At 71.4% G+C, this 17,173-nt stretch carries 18 protein-coding genes; 7 read left to right on the forward strand and 11 right to left on the reverse strand.

What is annotated here, in order from left to right; translation table 11 throughout:
• The first annotated feature begins 169 nt into the window (after positions 1–169).
• On the forward strand, positions 170–724 hold the full coding sequence (locus ACF09K_RS13560; RefSeq protein WP_392243214.1) for a GNAT family N-acetyltransferase: 555 nt from the start codon (positions 170–172) through the stop codon (positions 722–724).
• Between the two features lie 13 nt (positions 725–737).
• Here the strand turns inward: ACF09K_RS13560 and ACF09K_RS13565 are convergent, their stop codons facing one another.
• The 7 genes from ACF09K_RS13565 to ACF09K_RS13595 all read right to left on the reverse strand — a co-directional run bounded on the left by ACF09K_RS13565 (position 738) and on the right by ACF09K_RS13595 (position 8,529).
• Positions 738–2,240, reverse strand: a complete 1,503-nt coding sequence (locus tag ACF09K_RS13565) for a type VI secretion protein (protein WP_392243216.1) — start codon at positions 2,238–2,240, stop codon at positions 738–740.
• Between the two features lie 17 nt (positions 2,241–2,257).
• Complete coding sequence (locus ACF09K_RS13570) at positions 2,258–3,682, reverse strand: ATP-binding protein (protein ID WP_392243218.1); 1,425 nt, start codon at positions 3,680–3,682, stop codon at positions 2,258–2,260.
• 8 nt (positions 3,683–3,690) lie between these two features.
• On the reverse strand, positions 3,691–5,250 hold the full coding sequence (locus ACF09K_RS13575) for an SCO6880 family protein (protein ID WP_392243220.1): 1,560 nt from the start codon (positions 5,248–5,250) through the stop codon (positions 3,691–3,693).
• Positions 5,247–6,581, reverse strand: a complete 1,335-nt coding sequence (locus ACF09K_RS13580) for a hypothetical protein (protein WP_392243222.1) — start codon at positions 6,579–6,581, stop codon at positions 5,247–5,249. The genes ACF09K_RS13575 and ACF09K_RS13580 overlap by 4 nt, the downstream gene beginning before the upstream one ends.
• Positions 6,571–7,398 carry a hypothetical protein gene (locus tag ACF09K_RS13585; RefSeq protein WP_392243223.1) on the reverse strand — a complete coding sequence of 276 codons (828 nt, stop codon included), beginning with the start codon at positions 7,396–7,398 and terminating at the stop codon, positions 6,571–6,573. Before ACF09K_RS13585 ends, ACF09K_RS13580 begins: the two co-directional genes overlap by 11 nt.
• A 189-nt stretch (positions 7,399–7,587) precedes the next feature.
• The gene (locus tag ACF09K_RS13590; RefSeq protein ID WP_073499096.1) at positions 7,588–7,896 is read right to left on the reverse strand and encodes a hypothetical protein; all 309 of its coding nucleotides are present in this window, start codon (positions 7,894–7,896) and stop codon (positions 7,588–7,590) included.
• A 345-nt stretch (positions 7,897–8,241) separates the two neighbouring features.
• Positions 8,242–8,529: a DUF397 domain-containing protein gene (locus ACF09K_RS13595; RefSeq protein ID WP_392243225.1), complete on the reverse strand. Its 288-nt coding sequence runs from the start codon at positions 8,527–8,529 to the stop codon at positions 8,242–8,244.
• A gap of 197 nt (positions 8,530–8,726) precedes the next feature.
• Between ACF09K_RS13595 and ACF09K_RS13600 the strand changes: the two genes are divergently transcribed.
• Both ACF09K_RS13600 and ACF09K_RS13605 read left to right on the forward strand, forming a co-directional pair.
• Positions 8,727–9,734, forward strand: coding sequence for an NlpC/P60 family protein (locus tag ACF09K_RS13600; protein WP_392243226.1), 1,008 nt, complete (start codon positions 8,727–8,729; stop codon positions 9,732–9,734).
• Between the two features lie 237 nt (positions 9,735–9,971).
• On the forward strand, positions 9,972–10,685 hold the full coding sequence (locus ACF09K_RS13605; protein ID WP_392243227.1) for a phosphatase PAP2 family protein: 714 nt from the start codon (positions 9,972–9,974) through the stop codon (positions 10,683–10,685).
• Between the two features lie 79 nt (positions 10,686–10,764).
• Here ACF09K_RS13605 and ACF09K_RS13610 read toward each other — a convergent pair whose 3' ends face one another.
• The gene (locus ACF09K_RS13610; protein ID WP_392243229.1) at positions 10,765–12,405 is read right to left on the reverse strand and encodes an FAD-binding oxidoreductase; all 1,641 of its coding nucleotides are present in this window, start codon (positions 12,403–12,405) and stop codon (positions 10,765–10,767) included.
• Between the two features lie 86 nt (positions 12,406–12,491).
• Positions 12,492–12,665 carry a hypothetical protein gene (locus tag ACF09K_RS13615; RefSeq protein WP_392243230.1) on the reverse strand — a complete coding sequence of 58 codons (174 nt, stop codon included), beginning with the start codon at positions 12,663–12,665 and terminating at the stop codon, positions 12,492–12,494.
• Between the two features lie 144 nt (positions 12,666–12,809).
• On the opposite strand from ACF09K_RS13615, the gene ACF09K_RS13620 reads away from it, so the two are divergent.
• Complete coding sequence (locus ACF09K_RS13620; RefSeq protein WP_392243232.1) at positions 12,810–13,649, forward strand: hypothetical protein; 840 nt, start codon at positions 12,810–12,812, stop codon at positions 13,647–13,649.
• Between the two features lie 152 nt (positions 13,650–13,801).
• Positions 13,802–13,975: a hypothetical protein gene (locus ACF09K_RS13625; RefSeq protein WP_366061017.1), complete on the forward strand. Its 174-nt coding sequence runs from the start codon at positions 13,802–13,804 to the stop codon at positions 13,973–13,975.
• Between the two features lie 73 nt (positions 13,976–14,048).
• Here the strand turns inward: ACF09K_RS13625 and ACF09K_RS13630 are convergent, their stop codons facing one another.
• On the reverse strand, positions 14,049–14,390 hold the full coding sequence (locus tag ACF09K_RS13630; protein ID WP_392243234.1) for a metal-sensitive transcriptional regulator: 342 nt from the start codon (positions 14,388–14,390) through the stop codon (positions 14,049–14,051).
• Between the two features lie 224 nt (positions 14,391–14,614).
• On the opposite strand from ACF09K_RS13630, the gene ACF09K_RS13635 reads away from it, so the two are divergent.
• Both ACF09K_RS13635 and ACF09K_RS13640 read left to right on the forward strand, forming a co-directional pair.
• Positions 14,615–15,235, forward strand: coding sequence for a DUF47 domain-containing protein (locus tag ACF09K_RS13635; RefSeq protein WP_392243236.1), 621 nt, complete (start codon positions 14,615–14,617; stop codon positions 15,233–15,235).
• A 7-nt stretch (positions 15,236–15,242) separates the two neighbouring features.
• On the forward strand, positions 15,243–16,241 hold the full coding sequence (locus tag ACF09K_RS13640; protein WP_392243238.1) for an anion permease: 999 nt from the start codon (positions 15,243–15,245) through the stop codon (positions 16,239–16,241).
• A gap of 124 nt (positions 16,242–16,365) precedes the next feature.
• Here ACF09K_RS13640 and pstB read toward each other — a convergent pair whose 3' ends face one another.
• Positions 16,366–17,142, reverse strand: coding sequence for a phosphate ABC transporter ATP-binding protein PstB (gene pstB / locus ACF09K_RS13645; RefSeq protein WP_392243240.1), 777 nt, complete (start codon positions 17,140–17,142; stop codon positions 16,366–16,368).
• Positions 17,143–17,173 lie beyond the last annotated feature (31 nt).

Genomic DNA, 17,173 nt, shown 5'->3' on the forward strand with positions numbered 1-17,173 from the left:
TGGTACTGCAGGGGGGACCCTGTGGGAGAGTAGGACGCCGCCGAACAATCATTCCGGGAGACCCCCGTGCCACTGGCACGGGGGTTTTCTGCATTTACGGGACTCACGGGAGTTTCCACGTGGGTTTATTCGGGTGAGTGCGTCGGCGCCCCGGTACTACGGTGGCCCCATGAGCTACCTGATCAGGTCCGTGCGCGCCGACGAGTGGCCGGCCGCGAAGGAGCTGCGGCTCCTGGCGTTGCAGGACCCGGTCGCGCACCTGGCCTTCCTGGAGACGTACGAGCAGGGGCTGGCGAGGCCCGACTCCTTCTGGCGGGAGCGGACGGCGGGAGCGGCCGAAGGGGCCGAGCAGGCGCAGCAGATCGTCGCCGAAGGACCGGACGGGGAGTGGGTGGGGACGCTCACCGTGCTCGTCGAGGAGGCCGGGACCGAGGACTGGGCGGGATTTCCCGTCGAGCGGCGGCAGGGGCATGTCGTCGGGGTGTTCGTGCGGCCCGAGTGCCGCGGGATCGGGCTGACCGAGGTGCTCTTCGACGCCGGGCTCGAATGGGCGTGGTCACGCGGGCTGGAACGCGTCCGGCTCATCGTGCACGAGGACAACGGCCGGGCCCGGACCTTCTACCGCAGGGCCGGCTTCGTACCGAGCGGGATCGTCGTGCCGCTGGCCGAGGACTCCGGCGGCCGTGAGCTGGAGTACGTCCTCGAGCGGACCCGGCAGGTGTAGGCGGACGCGGCTGTCACACCGGCAGTTCGCGGTGGGGCCAGCGCGCTCGCGCCTGCTCACGGGAGCGGAGCAGGGCCAGGGTGGGAAGACCGAGGCCGGTGCCCTCGGCGAGGAGCTCGGGGAGCTGGGCGAGCGGGGCCACGGCCGCGACGTCGTCCAGGACCAGGGTCAGTGGTGGGTCGAGCCGACCGGAGGATGACCGTTCGGCCACGCGCCGGCCGCGCTCGACCACGCTTGAGACGAGGGCCGTGAGGAAGGGCATCGCGCCGGGACGGGTCCTCGGGTCCTCGATGGATTCACCGACCACATAAAGCGTTCCCCCTTCGGCGACGAAGGAATCCAAGGCGAGGGCGTCAGTTCGATGAGGAGTGCAGGCCTCGCGGACGTTCACCGTCGAGAGGGCGGACAGGGCACGCGTCGTCAGTTCCTGGGCGATGTCGCGCCGTTCGGGGTGGGCCGTGAGGGCGGCTTCCAGCTCGCCCGCGGAACCGGCCGCGGCCTTCGGATTCGTACGCAGCGTGCGGACCGCTTCCTGGAGGGCGGTGCCCTGGGACCAGCGGTGCACGTGACGGACGGTGCGGCCGTCGATGGCGGCGGCGTGCAGATAACTGCGCAGGAGCGTCTCGGCGGTCTCGGCCACTGCCTGGTCCAGGCGGGCGGTGGGCCGGACGGGCGTGAGGAGGGCGCTCGCGCGGGCGGCCGCCGTCGCCTTGTCCTCGCAGCCCGCCGTGGGTGACCAGTGCAGGCGGGCCGGGGTGTCGCAGAGGTGGACGGGGTCGTAGAGGAGGACCGGGCCGAGCTTGGCCCGGGCGTCCTTGGTGTCCTGCCAGAGGGCGGGGCGCGAGGTGAGCACCAGGACGGCGCCCTCGGCGTCGCGTGCGGCCCGGGCCGCGGCGGTGTGGCGGACGTCGGGCGCGGCGTAGAGGACCGCGCCCTCCGGCCGGGACGCCGCCTCCGGGCCGACCGCCGGTTCGGTCCGGATGACGGGAGCGACAGGGGCGACGGGGAGGGGCTCCGCTGCCCGCGGTGCGGGTTCCGTCCGGGGGGCGGGCACCTCGTGCTGGACCGGCCGGGCCGCCGGCTCCGGGACCGGTGCCGGCAGGGGCACCTCGTGGCCGGGTGGCGTCCCGCGACCCGCCCGTACGGCCCGCCATCTCGCCACCGTGCCCAGCGCGAACACCGTGAGGACCAGGAGGATCATCACCTGGCCGATGAACAGGCCCCAGAACAGGCCGTAGCCGGAGAGGGCCGACGGGTCGGCGGCCGGCCAGGCGCCGGCGACGTCGTGCGGCCGGCCGACGAGGTGGCGCATGGCCAGGGGCGTGCGGGGGAAGGTGACGCCGGCCGGCCAGGAACCGTGGGCGAAGAGGGCCGCGAGGCCCGTCGCCGTCCACACCAGCAGCGTGATGCCGAGCAGGAACGCGAGCAGTCCGATCAGCAGGCCGTCGGGGACGCCCCCCTGACTCCGGCCCTGAATCCGGTCCCGGCCCTGGCCGTGGTGGTCGCCCGCTCTCATCGCACCGCCTCCCGCGCCTACGCCACCGTCGACTCGGACGAGCCGTCCAGGTCGGGCAGGTGCTGCTCCACGAAGGCCGCCGCCCGCCGCTCCTGCTCCAGCTCCGCGGCGCGCAGCGCGTCGTCCTCGGCGAGGTCGGCCGACGACTGGGTCATCGCGCGGTCGGTGAAGACCAGCGGGCGTTCCGTCTCAGTGATCAGGTGTTTGACGACCTGGACGTTGCCGTTGACGTCCCACACCGCGATGCCCGGGGTGAGGGTGGGGATGATCTCCACCGCCCAGCGGGGCAGGCCGAGCACGCGGCCCGTCGCCCTCGCCTCGTCGGCCTTCTGCGCGTAGATCGTCCGGGTCGACGCCATCTTGAGGATGGCGGCGGCTTCCTTCGCCGCCGCTCCGTCGACCACGTCGGACAGGTGGTGGACGACCGCGACGAAGGACAGACCGAGACGGCGGCCGAACTTCAGCAGCCGCTGGAACAGCTGTGCCACGAAGGGGCTGTTGATGATGTGCCAGGCCTCCTCGACCAGGAAGATGCGCTTCTTCCGGTCGGGGCGGATCCAGGTGTGCTCCAGCCACACGCCGACGATCGCCATGAGGATCGGCATGGCGATGGAGTTGCGGTCGATGTGGGACAGGTCGAAGACGATGAGCGGGGCGTCCAGGTCGATGCCGACCGTCGTCGGGCCGTCGAACATGCCGCGCAGGTCACCGTCGACGAGGCGGTCCAGGACCAGTGCCACGTCCAGGCCCCACGCCCGTACGTCCTCTATGGCGACGTTCATCGCCTCGGCCGACTCCGGCTCGGGGTGCCGTAGCTGCTCGACGATGTCGCTGAGCACCGGCTGGCGTTCGACGATCGTCTCGTTGACGTAGGCGTGGGCGACCTTGAGGGCGAAGCCGGAGCGCTCGTCCAGGCCGTGGCCCATCGCGACCTCGACGATGGTGCGCAGCAGCGCCAGCTGGCCCGTCGTCGTGATCGACGGGTCCAGCGGGTTGAGGCGGATGCCGTGGTCCAGGGCGGCCGTCGGGTCCAGGCGGATGGGGGTTATGCCGAGCGCCTGCGCGATGAGGTTCCATTCGCCGACGCCGTCCTCGCCCTGGGCGTCCAGGACGCACACCTGGCGGTCCCGGAAGCGCAGCTGGCGCAGGACGTACGTCTTCTCCAGGGCCGACTTGCCGTTGCCGGACTCTCCGAGGACCAGCCAGTGCGGGGCCGGGAGCTGCTGGCCGTACAGCTGGAAGGGGTCGTAGATGTAGCCCTTGCCCGAATAGACCTCGCGGCCGATGATCACGCCCGAGTCGCCGAGGCCGGGGGCGGCGGTCGGGAGGTAGACCGCCTGGGCCTGGCCGGTGGAGGTGCGGACGGGCAGGCGGGTGGTCTCGACCTTGCCGAAGAGGAAGGACGTGAAGGCGTCGGTGAGGACGGACATCGGGTCCCGCATGTAAAGCCCTACCTTCGGATGCCGGTGGCGAACGGGAGGGTGTTCACGAACGCGCGGTGGTGCTCTCGGTCGCACCACTCCAGCTTGAGGTACGACTTGCCCGCGGACGCCCTGATCGTCCGCTTGTCGCGGGCCAATGCCTCCGGATTGCGGGAGGAGACGGTGATGTAGCCGACGAGGTTGACGCCGGCCGCGCCGCTCGCGAGGTCCTCGCCGCGCTGGTCGATGCGGGAGTGGGCGGCCACGTCGCGCGGGTCCACCGTGCGGTTCATCTTGGCGGCCCGGCTCGCCTCCGCCTCGTCGTTCGTCTTCTCGGTCAGCATGCGTTCGATGGCGACCTCGGTGGGTTCGAGGTCCATCGTCACGGCGACCGTGCGGATGACGTCCGGGGTGTGGACGAGGAGCGGGGCCAGGAAGTTGACGCCGACGGGCGTCATCGGCCACTCCTTCACCCAGGCCGTGGCGTGGCACCAGGGGGCCCGGGTGGAGGACTCGCGGGTCTTGGCCTTGAGGTAGGTCGGCTCCATGGCGTCCAGCTCGGCCGGCCAGGCGTTGCGCCGGGTCATCGCCTGGATGTGGTCGATCGGGTGGTCCGGGTCGTACATGGAGTGGATGAGCGAGGAGAGGCGGCCCTGGCCGAGGGGCTGGCGGACCCGGATGTCCGCCTCCTGGAGGCGGGAGCAGATGTCGGTCAGCTCGCGGGCCATGACGACGGCGAGACCGGCGTCGCGGTCCAGTCTGCGGCCGTTCTGCGGGCGGGCGGCGCGGGCCATGGCGTTGGCCTCGGCGGCCAGTTCGCGCGTGTAGTGCATGCAGGCGACCAGGTAGGCGCGGTGCTGCTCGCTGCTCGTCGACACCATCGACTGGAGCTGGTCGTACGACGACTGCAGCCATGGCAGGGACTTGTCGTCGCCGCGCTGGGTGACGTCCTTGGCGTGGGCGTCGGGGTCGGCCGGGAGGGTGCGGGCGAGCATCTGGAGGCGGGTGACGAAGCCGTCGCCGTTGGCCACGTGCTTGAGGAGCGTGCCGAAGCGGTCGACGAGGGCCTCCTGGTCCTCGCTGTCGCGCAGGCCGACGCCGGGCCCCTCGATCTCGATGGCCGCGGTGACCGTACGGCGGTCGGCGTGCAGCAGGACGGCGATCTCGTCGGGGCCGAAGGGGGCGGCGAGCCAGCTGATCCGGCCGATGCCGGGCGGCGGGCCGATCTCGATCTCCTGACCGTCGATCCGGGTGCCCGCCTCCATGGCGGCCGAGCGGTAGACCGTGCCGCGGCGCAGGGTGCGCTTGTAACTGCGGTTGATCTCGAACCACTTGTAGAACGTGCGGTGCTTGTACGGCATGTAGACCACGGCGATCGCGATCATCGGGAAGCCGGCGAGCAGCACGATCCGCAGGGCCAGGAGGGGGACGAGGAGCCCGCACATCATGCCGAGGAACGCGCCGACGACGATGAGCGCGATCTCTCCGGACTCGCGGTTGCGGCCGACGATCGCGTTCGGCCGGGCGCGGCCGATCAGATATGTACGGCGGGGCGTGACCGCGTGGGACACGTGGGAATCAGTCGTCAACGCCCTTCACCTCCCGTGCGGTTGGTACTGCTGTTGCGGTTGTTGCCGGCGTGCGGGGTGTTCACCGGGCTGGCGGCGCGGGGCGCGGGTGCGGCGGAGGGGACGGATCCGCCACCTCCGTTCGCGGTGCGCGAGCTGTGCGCGGCCATGCCGCCGGAGGTCTGGTTGGCCGGGCGCTGACCGCCGGAGGACCCGCCGCCGTTGCTGTCGGCGCGGGTACTGTGGGTCTTGATGCCCTGGGCGACGAGGGTGGCGGGGGAGCTGATGACGGCCGCGGCCTTGCTCTCGGCGCCCTGCATCATGCGGTTGTTGCGCGAATGGGCGATCTCGTCGCCGAAGCCGGGTACGAAGCGGTAGATCATCGCGCTGGCGAAGATGGCCAGCAGGATGATGGACAGCCCGGAGACGACCGCGCCGAAGGCGCCCGGACCGTCGTCGGCGGAGAGCGCGCCGGCCAGGCCCAGGACGATCGCGATGACCGGTTTGACCAGGATGACGGCGATCATGATGCCGGCCCAGCGGCGGACGTGGCCCCACAGGTTCTTGTCGACGAGGCCCGCGTAGACGACGGTGCCGAGCAGGGCGCCGACGTAGAGGAGGGCGGCCCGCAGGACCAGTTCCAGCCACAGGACGCCGGCGGCGAGGATGGACACCAGGGAGACCACGATCAGCATGATCGGGCCGCCGCCGATGTCCTCGCCCTTCTCCAGGGCGGCGGAGAAGGTGCCGAAGAACGTGTCGGTCTGGTTGCCGGTGGTCTTCGTCAGGACCTCGCTGATGCCGTCGGTGGCCGAGACGACCGTGTAGAGGATCAGCGGCGTGAAGGCGGAGGCGAGGACGGTGAGCCACAGGAAGCCGACGGCTTCGCCGATCGCGGTGGTGAGGGGGACTCCCCGGACGGCCCGCTTGGCGACGGCCAGCAGCCACAGCAGGAGGGTCAGGACGGTCGACGCGGCGAAGACGACGGCGTACTGCTGGAGGAACCGGGCGTTGGTGAAGTCGACGTTCGCGGTGTCCTGCACGGCGACGCTGAGCTTGTCGACGGTCCAGGCGGCGGCCTCGGCACAGCCCTTGGCCAGCGAGGAGAGGGGGTCGACGGTGTCGGAGACGCTGGGGGTGGTGCCGGAGCGGTTGTTGCCCTTCTCGCAGTACTCCTCGGCGGGTCCGCGAATGAGGTCACAGGTGCTGTCACTGGGTGACGGGGATGCCGACGGAGAGGGAGTCGGGCTGGGTGTCGGCGCGGCGAGGGCACGGCTCGCCAGCAGCACCACGGTGCTCTGAGCGGCTACGACGGCAGCCGTCAGCTTCAGGGGGAGGTGCTTAGCGCGCATACGTGAACCCTCCGTACTCCTCGACGGCCTTCGTCATGTCGTCGGCGGTGGAGGCCTTCTGGTCGCGCCCGACCGGAACGGGCCCGTCCTTCTGCTGGAAGTCGGCGACCTTCCAGTCGTTGTTGATCCACTTGAGCTGGTAGGTGGTGGTGTACCAGCTCTCGGACACCGGGTTGGTCGATGCTTCGCCCGAGAGGCCGAACAGCGACGTGTACCAGACCTCGACGGTGGCCGCGTTCACGCTGTATGCCGTGGTCTTGGTGCCCACCGGGACGATGCGCGAGACGAATGCCTGGCCGTTCGGCGCGGTGCCGTCCTTGTCGAGGCCGATGTTGCTCAGGAACGTCTCACTCGAGTACGCGGCGTCCAGGGCGGACCGACGTGCCGCGGCGACGTCGGGCGCGTACACGGTGTCGACGATCTGGCGCCGTCTGGCCGTATCGAACATCTCCGCCGATCCCAGGACCACGGCGAAGTTGGCGGCCGCACTCTGGGCACCCTGTTCGTCGCGGGCGTACCCCGAGGGGATTCCCGCACTTTTTGCGTCCACCGGCTTCGTCCCGCTCGCCGCCGTCGACGAGGTCCTCGGCTTGTCGCCGTTGCCCTCGCCCGTGGCCGCCGTGGAGGAGGAATCGTCTCCTCCACGGTTCGCGAAGGCGATCGCGGCGATCAGGAGGACGACGACGCCGACCACCATGACCAGGTTGCGCGAGGACGAGCGGGCGGGGCGGCGGGCGCCGCCGTAGGGGTCGGCGTCGGGCAGGCGCACGCGGGTGCCCGACGGCTCGCCGTAGTCGTGTTCGTCTCCGGGACTCATGCCGTGTACGCCCCCTCGCTGCCGTACCGGAACGCGTGGTAGTACGACGGTAGCCGTGCTGGTTCCCGCGCGGGCGCGGTGTGGTGACTCGACATCAGGGAGACGCAACCTCAGCCGGTGGGCACGACGGGTGGGTGGGGTGGAGGGGGCCGGGAGTGCCCGGGACGGACTGGCGGCGGGCGGCGACCGCTACACGGCCATGCCGTACACGATCGTGAACAGGGTGCCGAGGGACCCGATGATGAAGACGCCCGTCAGCCCGGCGATGATGAGGCCCTTGCCCTGTTCCGCGCTGAAGGTGTCGCGCAGGGCCGTCGCGCCGATGCGCTGCTTGGCGGCGCCCCAGATCGCGATGCCGAGGCAGAGGAGGATGGCGATCGCCATCACCACCTCGATCATCACCTTGGCCTCGTTGCCCAGGCTGCCGAAGGGGCCCCAGTCCGGAGCGATCCCGCCGATGATGGTGTTGATGTCGCCCTTGTCGGCCGCAAAGAGCATGTAAGTCACCGCCCCTGGTGGGTAGTTCCGAGAGGCCCCCGCGGTGTGCAGAGGTCAGGTCTCATTGTCGCCGACAACGCCGCCTTCGTATGTCGACTTGGCGTCATTGACGGGCGGGATTCGTACGAATAGCACGCACTCGTCACTCTGTGTATCACGGCAGGTCACGCCGGGCAATGAAGTCGGAGCGGAACCCGTCGTGCGGTTCCGTCGTTGACCCACTTCACGGCCGTGCGCCGTTTCTGACGGCTGGTCGGGTGAGCGTCCGTTTCCGATGGTCTCATGACCGACGGCGAACGGGAGGCGGGGCCGTGGCCCGCCGTCCGCGCGCTTCCCGACCGTCCGTCAGGGGAGCGGGCGGGCGGTGGTCCCCGCGTCGCCGTCGGCGTCCGCCGTCCCCTCCACGCCTTCCACGAAGTGGTCGAACTCCCCCGCCCGCACGCCGAGGACGAACGCGTCCCACTTGCGCCGGTTGGTCGTGACCACGTTGTCCGGGTCGCTGGTCTCGCGGAGGTAGACGGGGGCCTCCGCGTCGTCGCCCTCGCCGAAGGCGATCTCGATCCAGGGGCCGGGGCCGGTCGCCTCCGGCGGCGCGGCGCGGACCCACGTCAGATCGGTGGGGATGTCGGTCACGGGAGATTCCTTCCGCACGGGCCTCGGCGACACGAGGACGATAGCGGGACCCGGTCCGGCCCCGCCCCGGCCGGGGCGGCGCACCGCCCGGGGCGGCGCACCGCCCGGGGCGTGAGGGGGAAGCGCCGGTTGCGCGGGATCCCGCGGGGGAAGCTCATACACTGACGCGGGCGGAAAGCCGTACGGGCGAGGGGCGGTTGACGGTGCGTAAGGCGTGGATCCTGGCGGGTGCCGCGACTGCGGCGGGACTCAGCTTCGTGATGCTGCTGGTCGTCGGCGTGTACGTCATCGCCGGGAACCTCGCGGGCGGCGCGGGCGGCAGGAGCGTCGGGCTGGCCAAGGGCGCCGTGCCGGCCGCCTACCAGGCGCTCGTGCAGAAGTGGGGCAACCTCTGCTCCGCGATCGATCCGGCGCTGCTCGCCGCCCAGCTCTACCAGGAGAGCGGGTTCAACCCGAACGCCAAGAGCCCCGCGGCGGCCCAGGGCATCGCGCAGTTCATCCCCGGCACCTGGGCCACCCACGGCATCGACGGCGACGGGGACGGCGACCGTGACGTGTGGGACCCGAATGACGCGATCCCGTCGGCCGCGTCGTACGACTGCGAACTCGCCTCGTACGTCAAGAAGGTGCCCGGCGACCCCACCCACAACATGCTCGCGTCCTACAACGCGGGGGCCTACGCGGTCATCAAGTACGGGGGCGTGCCGCCGTACCGGGAGACCCGGAACTACGTGAAGACGATCACCACGCTGGCCAAGAGCTTCGCCGCGCCGGTCACCCGGGTCGATCCGTCCGAGCAGGCCGCCGGGGCGATCTACTTCGCGCAGAAGAAGCTGGGGACGCCGTACCTGTGGGGCGGGAACGGCACGCCTGAGCAGGGCGGACGGTTCGACTGCTCGGGGCTGACCAAAGCGGCGTACGAGAGCGTCGGGATCACCCTGCCGCGGGTGGCCAACGACCAGTACAACGCGGGTCCGCACCCCTCGCGGGACGAGCTGCTGCCGGGCGACCTGGTGTTCTTCTCGACCGATCCGAACAACTCCCGGGCCATCGACCACGTCGGCATCTACGTCGGCGGCGGGTACATGATCGACGCGCCCCGCACGGGGGCGGTCATCCGGTTCGACCCGATCGACACCCGCAAGTACTTCGGTGCCACGCGGGTCACCGAAGATGGCGCGAAAGCGCTCCCCGCGAGGGTCTGAACCGGGCGGGGACCCGTTGCCTGAGCTGCGGAGACGTGTTTCTCTTCGATAACGTCTGCGTGATCATTCGGTGGAGGGCGGAACGTATCGGCGGGGGCCGTGCGTTCCTGTTGACGTAGCCGAGCGATGCCCGTGCCGACCGGCAGGGCGGCGGGCGCGGATCTACGACCACGGGGGTGGGTACGAGCGGCGTGCGTGAGGCGCGTCCGGCAGCAACGACGAAGGGGCCGCAGCACCATGGCTGGACTCGCCGCATCCGGGTCGAACCCTGACGTCGACCTGCTCTACGACATCAACGGCCTCGCCAGGGAGGCCCCGCACTGGTTCGACCGGATCGTCGAGTTCGTCGGCGAGTACGGGCTGCTCCTGGCGATGGTGCTGCTCGTGCTCTGGTGCTGGTGGACCGTGCGGCGGCGGCCCGTGCCGGCCGAGGACGCCGCCTCCTCCGTGGCCGCACTGGTGTGGGTGCCGCTGGCCGCCGCGGTCGCGGTCCTGGTGAACGTGCCGATACGCGGGTTCGTGGAGCGGCCCCGGCCCTTCCTCGACCACCAGGGCCTCGAGGTCCTGGTCTCCGGGAAGACCGACTACTCCTTCGTGAGCGACCACGCGACGATCACCATGGCGATGGGGGTCGCGCTGTTCGTCGCCCACCGCAGGTTCGGGCTCGTGGGGATCGGGCTGGGGCTGGTGGAGGGGTTCTGCCGGGTCTACATGGGGGTGCACTACCCGACGGACGTCGTCGGGGGGTTCGCGCTCGGTACGGCGGTGGCGCTGCTGTTGTCGCCGGTGGCCTCGATGCTGCTCACCCCCGTGCTGAAGGCGGTCGAGGGGACGGCGTGGCTGGGCTGGGCCGTGCGGGCGCGCTCCGCGCGGGGCGCGGGGCGGGACGCCGTGGTCCCGGGGGCCCGGGTCGAGACGGCCTCCGCCGAGGAGCGGGACCTGGCCGCGTAGGCGGTCGCGCCGGCCGCGGACCGTCACCGGCGGGCAGCGGGCAGCGGGCAGTTGCCGGCCGCGGGCCGGGCCGGTCCCGTCACAGCGACTGCGGGTACGTGAAGAAGCCGGTCGGGTCGTACGTGCGCTTCACCCGGGTGAGGCGCGGGAGCGCCGGGCCGTAGTACGCCTTCCTCCCGTTCGGCAGGGTGGGGTCCGCGTAGTTCTGGTAGGCGGCGCCCGAGGCGTGCGGGGCCATGGCGCCGTGGGCCTCGGCGAGCCAGGAGCGGGCCGTCGCGCCCGTCGTGCCCGCGCGCCACGACACCAGGTACTGGGCCAGCATCCGGGAGCGGCGGTGGACGAACGCCGTGGCCGTGGGGGAGACCCGGTTGACCGCGCCGCCCAGGGCGGTGAGCGCGACGCTGCCCGAGCCGCCCCGGACGCTCTCCAGCTGCCGGAGCAGGGCCCGCACGCCCGCCTCCGGCAGGGAGCGGTCGAAGAAGTCGGAGCGGGCCGCGTAGGTCTCGCGGCCCAGGGCGCCCCGCGGGGAGCGGCCGGGGGTCGGGCCGGGCAGGTGGCACTGGGCGTCGGTGGCGAAGGAGGAGCACCCGGCGTAGACCTCCATGGCCTCCTCGTAGGAGCGGCGGCGCAGCGACACGGTCGTCGCGGAGGCGCCCACGCGGTGCGCGAGGCGGTCGACGGCGTTCTGCAGCTGGCCGTGGGTGCCGATGCAGAAGGCGGACACGGAGATCCTCGGGGTGCCGCCGGGCGTGCTCGTCAGGTGGAGGGCGGACCAGATCTCGTCCGGCTGGGACGGTCCCCATTCCTGCCAGGCCCGCACCACCGCCGCGGCCCTCGACCAGGGCCAGGAGAGCCGGCCGGTCACCGCCCGGGGAGCCGGGTGGGTGGCGAAGCGCAGTTCGGTGACGACGCCGAAGTTGCCGTGGCCGGCTCCGCGCAGCGCCCAGAACAGGTCCTCGTGGTGTGTGGCGTCCGCCGTGAGCAGCCTGCCGTCCGCCGTGACGACGGTCGCGCCGGTGAGGCTGTCGCAGGTGAGGCCGTAGGCGCGGGAGACGACGCCGTGGCCGCCGCCCAGGACCAGACCGGAGACGCCGACCGTCGGGCAGGAGCCGGCCGGGATCGTCACGCCCCTGGCGGCGAGCGCGCGGTAGACGTCGATCAGTTTGGCGCCGGCGCCGACGACGGCCGAACGGCCGCTCGCACGGACCCGGTTCAGCCGGGAGACGTCGAGGATCAGCCGGCCGTCGCCCGAGGACCAGCCGCCGTAGGAGTGGCCGCCGTTGCGGACGGCGACCCCGGTGCCGTGGGCGCGGGCGTAGGCCAGGGCGGTACGGACGTCGTCGGGGTGGGCGACGTAGGCGACCGCGGCCGGCCGGAGGGTGTCGAAACGGGTGTTGTACAGCTGCCGGGCCGCCGTCCACGAGGCGTCCCCGGGGCGGATCAGGGCGCCGTCGAGGGAGCGGTCGAGGGCGGCCCAGTCGGCGGCGGCCACGGCGCTCGCGGTCCGCAGCGGGACCTTGCCGTCCGCCGTGCCGGAGAGGGCCCGCGAAGCGGAGCCGGTCCCCGGGACGAAGCCGGTTCCGGAGGTGGATCCGGTGCCGGAGGCGGAGGCGGATCCGGTGCCGAAGGAGCCGCCGCCGGCGCCGCCCGGCCGGCCCGCGGCCGTCGCGACTGCCGCCACGGCGGCCGTGCCGCCCGTGAGGAACGTACGCCGGTGCATGTCTGACCGCCCCCTGTGGCTTTCGTCTGCTTCATGGAGGCAGACGGGACCCCGGGCCGGGGGGTTCCCGGGGAGGGAGGGGAACGTCAGCCGTGGGTGTGGCCGGCGGCGTCCGTCCTGGCGAGGCTTCTCGCCCTGCGCGCCGGGCCGTGCCAGCCGCAGGTGCAGCGGGCCAGGCAGAAGGGGCCGCGTTCGACGGTCGTGGTGGTGTGGGTTTCCCCGTCGCCGGGGGAGGAGACCGAACGGTCCTGCTGGGTCACGCAGTCAACCGTACCCAGCTCCGCGGGAAAGGACGCCTGCGGTCATCGCGGGTCCCGGTCGCGCGTGACGGGGGCCGCCCGCCCGTCGTTATCGGGAACGACAAGGGGCCCGTGACGCACGTACCGGCTGGGGGTAGACAGGCGATGACTCAGCGGCAGCAGCGGCGGTGGGGCACGGCGGTCGTCGCGGGGCTGGCGGCCGGGGTCTGGGCCGGCGCCGCCGCCGGGTGCGCCGGGCCCGGGAACGCGGCCGAGGACGCGCGGGCCGCCGACCCGGTCGAGACGCTCCGCCGGGCGGCCGACGCGCTGGTGGCGGCGGGCAGTTCGAAGGCCCGGACGTCGATGGAGATGGCCACCGGCGGGACCCGCGTGACGATCCGTGGCGAGGGCGTCTACGACTACCGCCGGCGGCTCGGGCGCTTGAAGGTGGTGCTCCCGCAGGATCCGGCCGGCGCCAGTGAGCACCGGCCCATCGTCGAACTCCTCGCGCCGGGTGCGCTGTTCATGAAGAACCGGGGTGCGGGCGTGCCCGCCGACAAGTGGGTGCGGGTGGACACGGCGACGCTGTCCGACGGGAACCTGGTGACCGGCGGCGCGACCGACCCGTACGCCGCCGCCGAGGTGCTGCGCGGGACGCGCACCGCGACCTACGTGGGCCGGGACCGGCTGGCGGGGACCGACGTGCGGCACTTCCGCGGCACCGCCGACCTCGCGGCGGCCGCGAAGGGCGCCTCGGCGGGCGGCCGGGACTCGCTGGGGGCGGCGGCGAAGGGGTTCGCCACCGCCCGGGTCCCCTTCGACGTCTACCTCGACGACGAGGGGCGCATCCGCAAGGTCCGGCACCGGTTCACCTTCGTCAACGGACGGCAGAAGGAGGCCGTCGCGGTCGCCTCGACGACGCTGCTGTACGACTTCGGGGCGCCCGCCGACGTACGGCTGCCGGCGCCGGCGGACATCTACGCCGGGCGGATCGCGGAGGAGTGAGCCGGACGGATCCTGGGAAGGAGCGGCCGGCGATCGTCCGGTGGGGGCCGGATCCGGCCAGAGAACCGGTATGAGGACTAGCCCGTCCGTGCCATGCGCGGTCCGTGCGTCGCTCCCTACTCTAGGAAGTCGGTGACGGCAGGGACGAGGTGATGCGCGTGGCTCCGGTCGGCGGTACGGCGGTACAGGACCACGTGGCCCTCGCCGAGATCGAACTGTGCGGGGAGCTGATCATCGCGGCCTCCGCCGCCGAGGAGCGGCTCAGCCTGGAGAGCATCGACGAGGTGCTGAGGGTGGCCGAGGAGCGCGAGGCCCGCGCCGGCTGACGCGCGGGCCCCGCTGCCCGGTGCCAGGGGGCGGGGCCAGGGACCAGGGGCCCGGGGCGGGGTCGTGGCCGGATCAGGTCCGCAGCAGGCGGCCGATGGCCTTCGTGGCCTCCTCGACCTTCGCGTCGATCTCGTCGCCGCCCTTGACGGCCGCGTCGGCGACGCAGTGGCGCAGGTGCTCCTCCAGCAGCTGCAGCGCGAAGGACTGCAGGGCCTTGGTGGAGGCGGACACCTGGGTGAGTATGTCGATGCAGTAGGTGTCCTCCTCGACCATGCGCTGGAGGCCCCGGATCTGCCCCTCGACGCGGCGCAGGCGCTTGAGGTGCTCGTCCTTCTGTTCGTGGTAGCCGTGCACACCGCGGTCGTGGTCGGTCACGGCCTCTTCGGTGGCCGCCCCGGCCTCGGTGGTCGTCATGGTGTCCTCCAGACATATACCCCTACTGGGTATATCGTACCGAACTTTGCGGGGTAGGGGGGATGTGGCCGCGGTCGTCCGCGGTCCGGGGAGCGGACCACCGGGCCGCCCCGCTGCCGGTCGTCCTCGTCCATGGGTGACACTGGTGGGCGGCCCGTTAGCCGTGGCCGGATGATGCGCCTAGCATCAGCCTGACCGAAACCGATGCACCCTGAGGACCCCACGTGCGCTTTCGTCTGACCCCGAGGGAGACGAGCTTCTACGACATGTTCGCCGCGTCCGCGGACAACATCGTCACGGGCTCGAAACTCCTCATGGAACTGCTCGGGGCGGACACCGCCGGCCGGGCCGAGATCGCAGAGCGTATGCGGGCCGCGGAACACGCCGGTGACGACGCCACGCACGCGATCTTCCACCAGTTGAACTCCTCCTTCATCACGCCGTTCGACCGCGAGGACATCTACAACCTCGCCTCGTCCCTCGACGACATCATGGACTTCATGGAGGAGGCCGTCGACCTCGTCGTCCTCTACAACGTCGAGCACCTGCCCAAGGGCGTCGAGCAGCAGATCGAGGTGCTGGCGCGGGCGGCGGAGCTGACCGCCGAGGCCATGCCGAACCTGCGGACCATGTCCAACCTCACCGAGTACTGGATCGAGGTCAACCGGCTGGAGAACCAGGCCGACCAGATCCACCGCAAGCTGCTCGCCCACCTCTTCAACGGCAAGTACGAGGCGATAGAGGTGCTGAAGCTCAAGCAGATCGTGGACGTGCTGGAGGAGGCCGCGGACGCCTTCGAGCACGTGGCGAACACGGTGGAGACCATCGCGGTCAAGGAGTCCTGACCCCTTCATGGACACCTTCGCTCTGGTCGCGACCATCGGGGTCGCGCTCTTCTTCACGTACACGAACGGCTTCCACGACTCGGCGAACGCGATCGCGACGTCCGTGTCGACGCGGGCGCTGACGCCGCGGGCGGCGCTGGCGATGGCCGCGGTGATGAACCTCGCCGGCGCCTTCCTCGGCTCCGGGGTCGCCAAGACCGTCAGCGAGGGGCTGATCCAGACGCCCGAGGGGTCGCAGGGGATGGGGATCCTCTTCGCGGCGCTGGTGGGCGCGATCACCTGGAACCTCGTCACCTGGTACTTCGGCCTGCCGTCCTCCTCCTCGCACGCGCTGTTCGGCGGCATGGTGGGCGCGGCGCTGGCCGGCGGGACACAGGTGTACTGGAACGGGGTGCTGGAGAAGGTCGTCATCCCGATGTTCGTGTCGCCGGTGGTCGGCCTGGTGGTCGGTTACCTGGTGATGACGGCGATCATGTGGATCTTCCGGCGTGCCAACCCGCACAAGGCCAAGCGGGGCTTCCGCATCGCGCAGACGGTGTCGGCGGCCGGCATGGCGCTCGGCCACGGCCTCCAGGACGCGCAGAAGACGATGGGCATCGTGGTGATGGCGCTGGTCATCGCCGACGTCGAGGACTACGGCGACCCGATCCCGGTCTGGGTCAAGATCGTGTGCGCCGTGATGCTGTCGCTGGGCACCTACGCGGGCGGCTGGCGCATCATGCGCACGCTCGGCCGGAAGATCATCGAGCTGGACCCCCCGCAGGGCTTCGCGGCGGAGACGACCGGTGCCTCGATCATGTTCGTCTCCGCGTTCCTGTTCAAGGCGCCGATCTCGACGACGCACGTCATCACCTCGGCGATCATGGGTGTGGGCGCGACCAAGCGGATCAACGCCGTGCGGTGGGGCGTCGCCAAGAACATCGTCCTCGGCTGGTTCATCACCATGCCGGCGGCGGCGGTCGTCGCGGCCGGCGCCTTCTGGGTCGTCGACCTGGCGTTCCTGTAGGGCGCCCGGGGCCCGTCCGGCCCTCCCCGCAACGCACGAGCCCGCCCCCCGGGAGCCAGGGGGCGGGCTCTTCTGCGTCCTCGCGGTGGCACCGCCATGCAGCACCGCGAGGGGTCCGTACCCCCTAGCCGAAGCGGCCGGAGATGTAGTCCTCGGTGGCCTGGACCGACGGGTTGGAGAAGATGCGCTCCGTGTCGTCGATCTCGATCAGCCGGCCGGGCTGGCCGACGGCCGCCAGGTTGAAGAAGGCCGTGCGGTCGGAGACGCGCGCCGCCTGCTGCATGTTGTGCGTGACGATGACGATCGTGAAGCGTTCCTTCAGCTCGCCGATCAGGTCCTCGATGGCGAGGGTGGAGATCGGGTCGAGCGCGGAGCAGGGCTCGTCCATCAGCAGGACGTTCGGCTCCACCGCGATCGCCCGCGCGATGCACAGACGCTGCTGCTGGCCGCCGGAGAGGCCCGAGCCCGGCTTGTTCAGGCGGTCCTTCACCTCGTTCCACAGGTTCGCGCCCTTGAGGGACCTCTCGACGACGTCCTGCAGCTCGCTCTTCTTGTAGCTGCCGTTCAGCCGCAGGCCCGCCGCCACGTTGTCGAAGATCGACATCGTGGGGAAGGGGTTCGGACGCTGGAACACCATGCCGACCTCGCGCCGCACCGACACCGGGTCGATGCCCTGGCCGTACAGGTCCTCGTCGTCGAGCATCACCTTGCCCTCGACGCGGCCGCCGGAGGTGACCTCGTGCATGCGGTTCAGCGTGCGCAGGAACGTCGACTTGCCGCAGCCGGAGGGGCCGATGAACGCCGTCACCGAGCGCGGCTCGACGGTCATCGAGATGTCCTCGATCGCCTTGTGGGAGCCGTAGTACGCGGTCAGTCCGCTTACGTCGATTCGCTTCGCCATGTCTTCTACTTCACTTCCAAAAGTCCGGTGG

It is taken from the genome of Streptomyces sp. NPDC014882 (assembly GCF_043081325.1).
Classification (GTDB): Bacteria; Actinomycetota; Actinomycetes; order Streptomycetales; family Streptomycetaceae; genus Streptomyces.

What these genes read in the sequence shown, in the direction of transcription:
- ACF09K_RS13560 (WP_392243214.1), top strand. Translation starts at nt 170, where the DNA reads ATGAGCTACCTGATCAGGTCCGTGCGCGCCGACGAGTGGCCGGCCGCG.
- ACF09K_RS13565 (WP_392243216.1), bottom strand. Translation starts at nt 2,240, where the DNA reads ATGAGAGCGGGCGACCACCACGGCCAGGGCCGGGACCGGATTCAGGGC.
- ACF09K_RS13570 (WP_392243218.1), bottom strand. Translation starts at nt 3,682, where the DNA reads ATGCGGGACCCGATGTCCGTCCTCACCGACGCCTTCACGTCCTTCCTC.
- ACF09K_RS13580 (WP_392243222.1), bottom strand. Translation starts at nt 6,581, where the DNA reads ATGCGCGCTAAGCACCTCCCCCTGAAGCTGACGGCTGCCGTCGTAGCC.
- ACF09K_RS13585 (WP_392243223.1), bottom strand. Translation starts at nt 7,398, where the DNA reads ATGAGTCCCGGAGACGAACACGACTACGGCGAGCCGTCGGGCACCCGC.
- ACF09K_RS13590 (WP_073499096.1), bottom strand. Translation starts at nt 7,896, where the DNA reads ATGCTCTTTGCGGCCGACAAGGGCGACATCAACACCATCATCGGCGGG.
- ACF09K_RS13605 (WP_392243227.1), top strand. Translation starts at nt 9,972, where the DNA reads ATGGCTGGACTCGCCGCATCCGGGTCGAACCCTGACGTCGACCTGCTC.
- ACF09K_RS13610 (WP_392243229.1), bottom strand. Translation starts at nt 12,405, where the DNA reads ATGCACCGGCGTACGTTCCTCACGGGCGGCACGGCCGCCGTGGCGGCA.
- ACF09K_RS13620 (WP_392243232.1), top strand. Translation starts at nt 12,810, where the DNA reads ATGACTCAGCGGCAGCAGCGGCGGTGGGGCACGGCGGTCGTCGCGGGG.
- ACF09K_RS13625 (WP_366061017.1), top strand. Translation starts at nt 13,802, where the DNA reads ATGCGCGTGGCTCCGGTCGGCGGTACGGCGGTACAGGACCACGTGGCC.
- ACF09K_RS13630 (WP_392243234.1), bottom strand. Translation starts at nt 14,390, where the DNA reads ATGACGACCACCGAGGCCGGGGCGGCCACCGAAGAGGCCGTGACCGAC.
- ACF09K_RS13640 (WP_392243238.1), top strand. Translation starts at nt 15,243, where the DNA reads ATGGACACCTTCGCTCTGGTCGCGACCATCGGGGTCGCGCTCTTCTTC.
- pstB (WP_392243240.1), bottom strand. Translation starts at nt 17,142, where the DNA reads ATGGCGAAGCGAATCGACGTAAGCGGACTGACCGCGTACTACGGCTCC.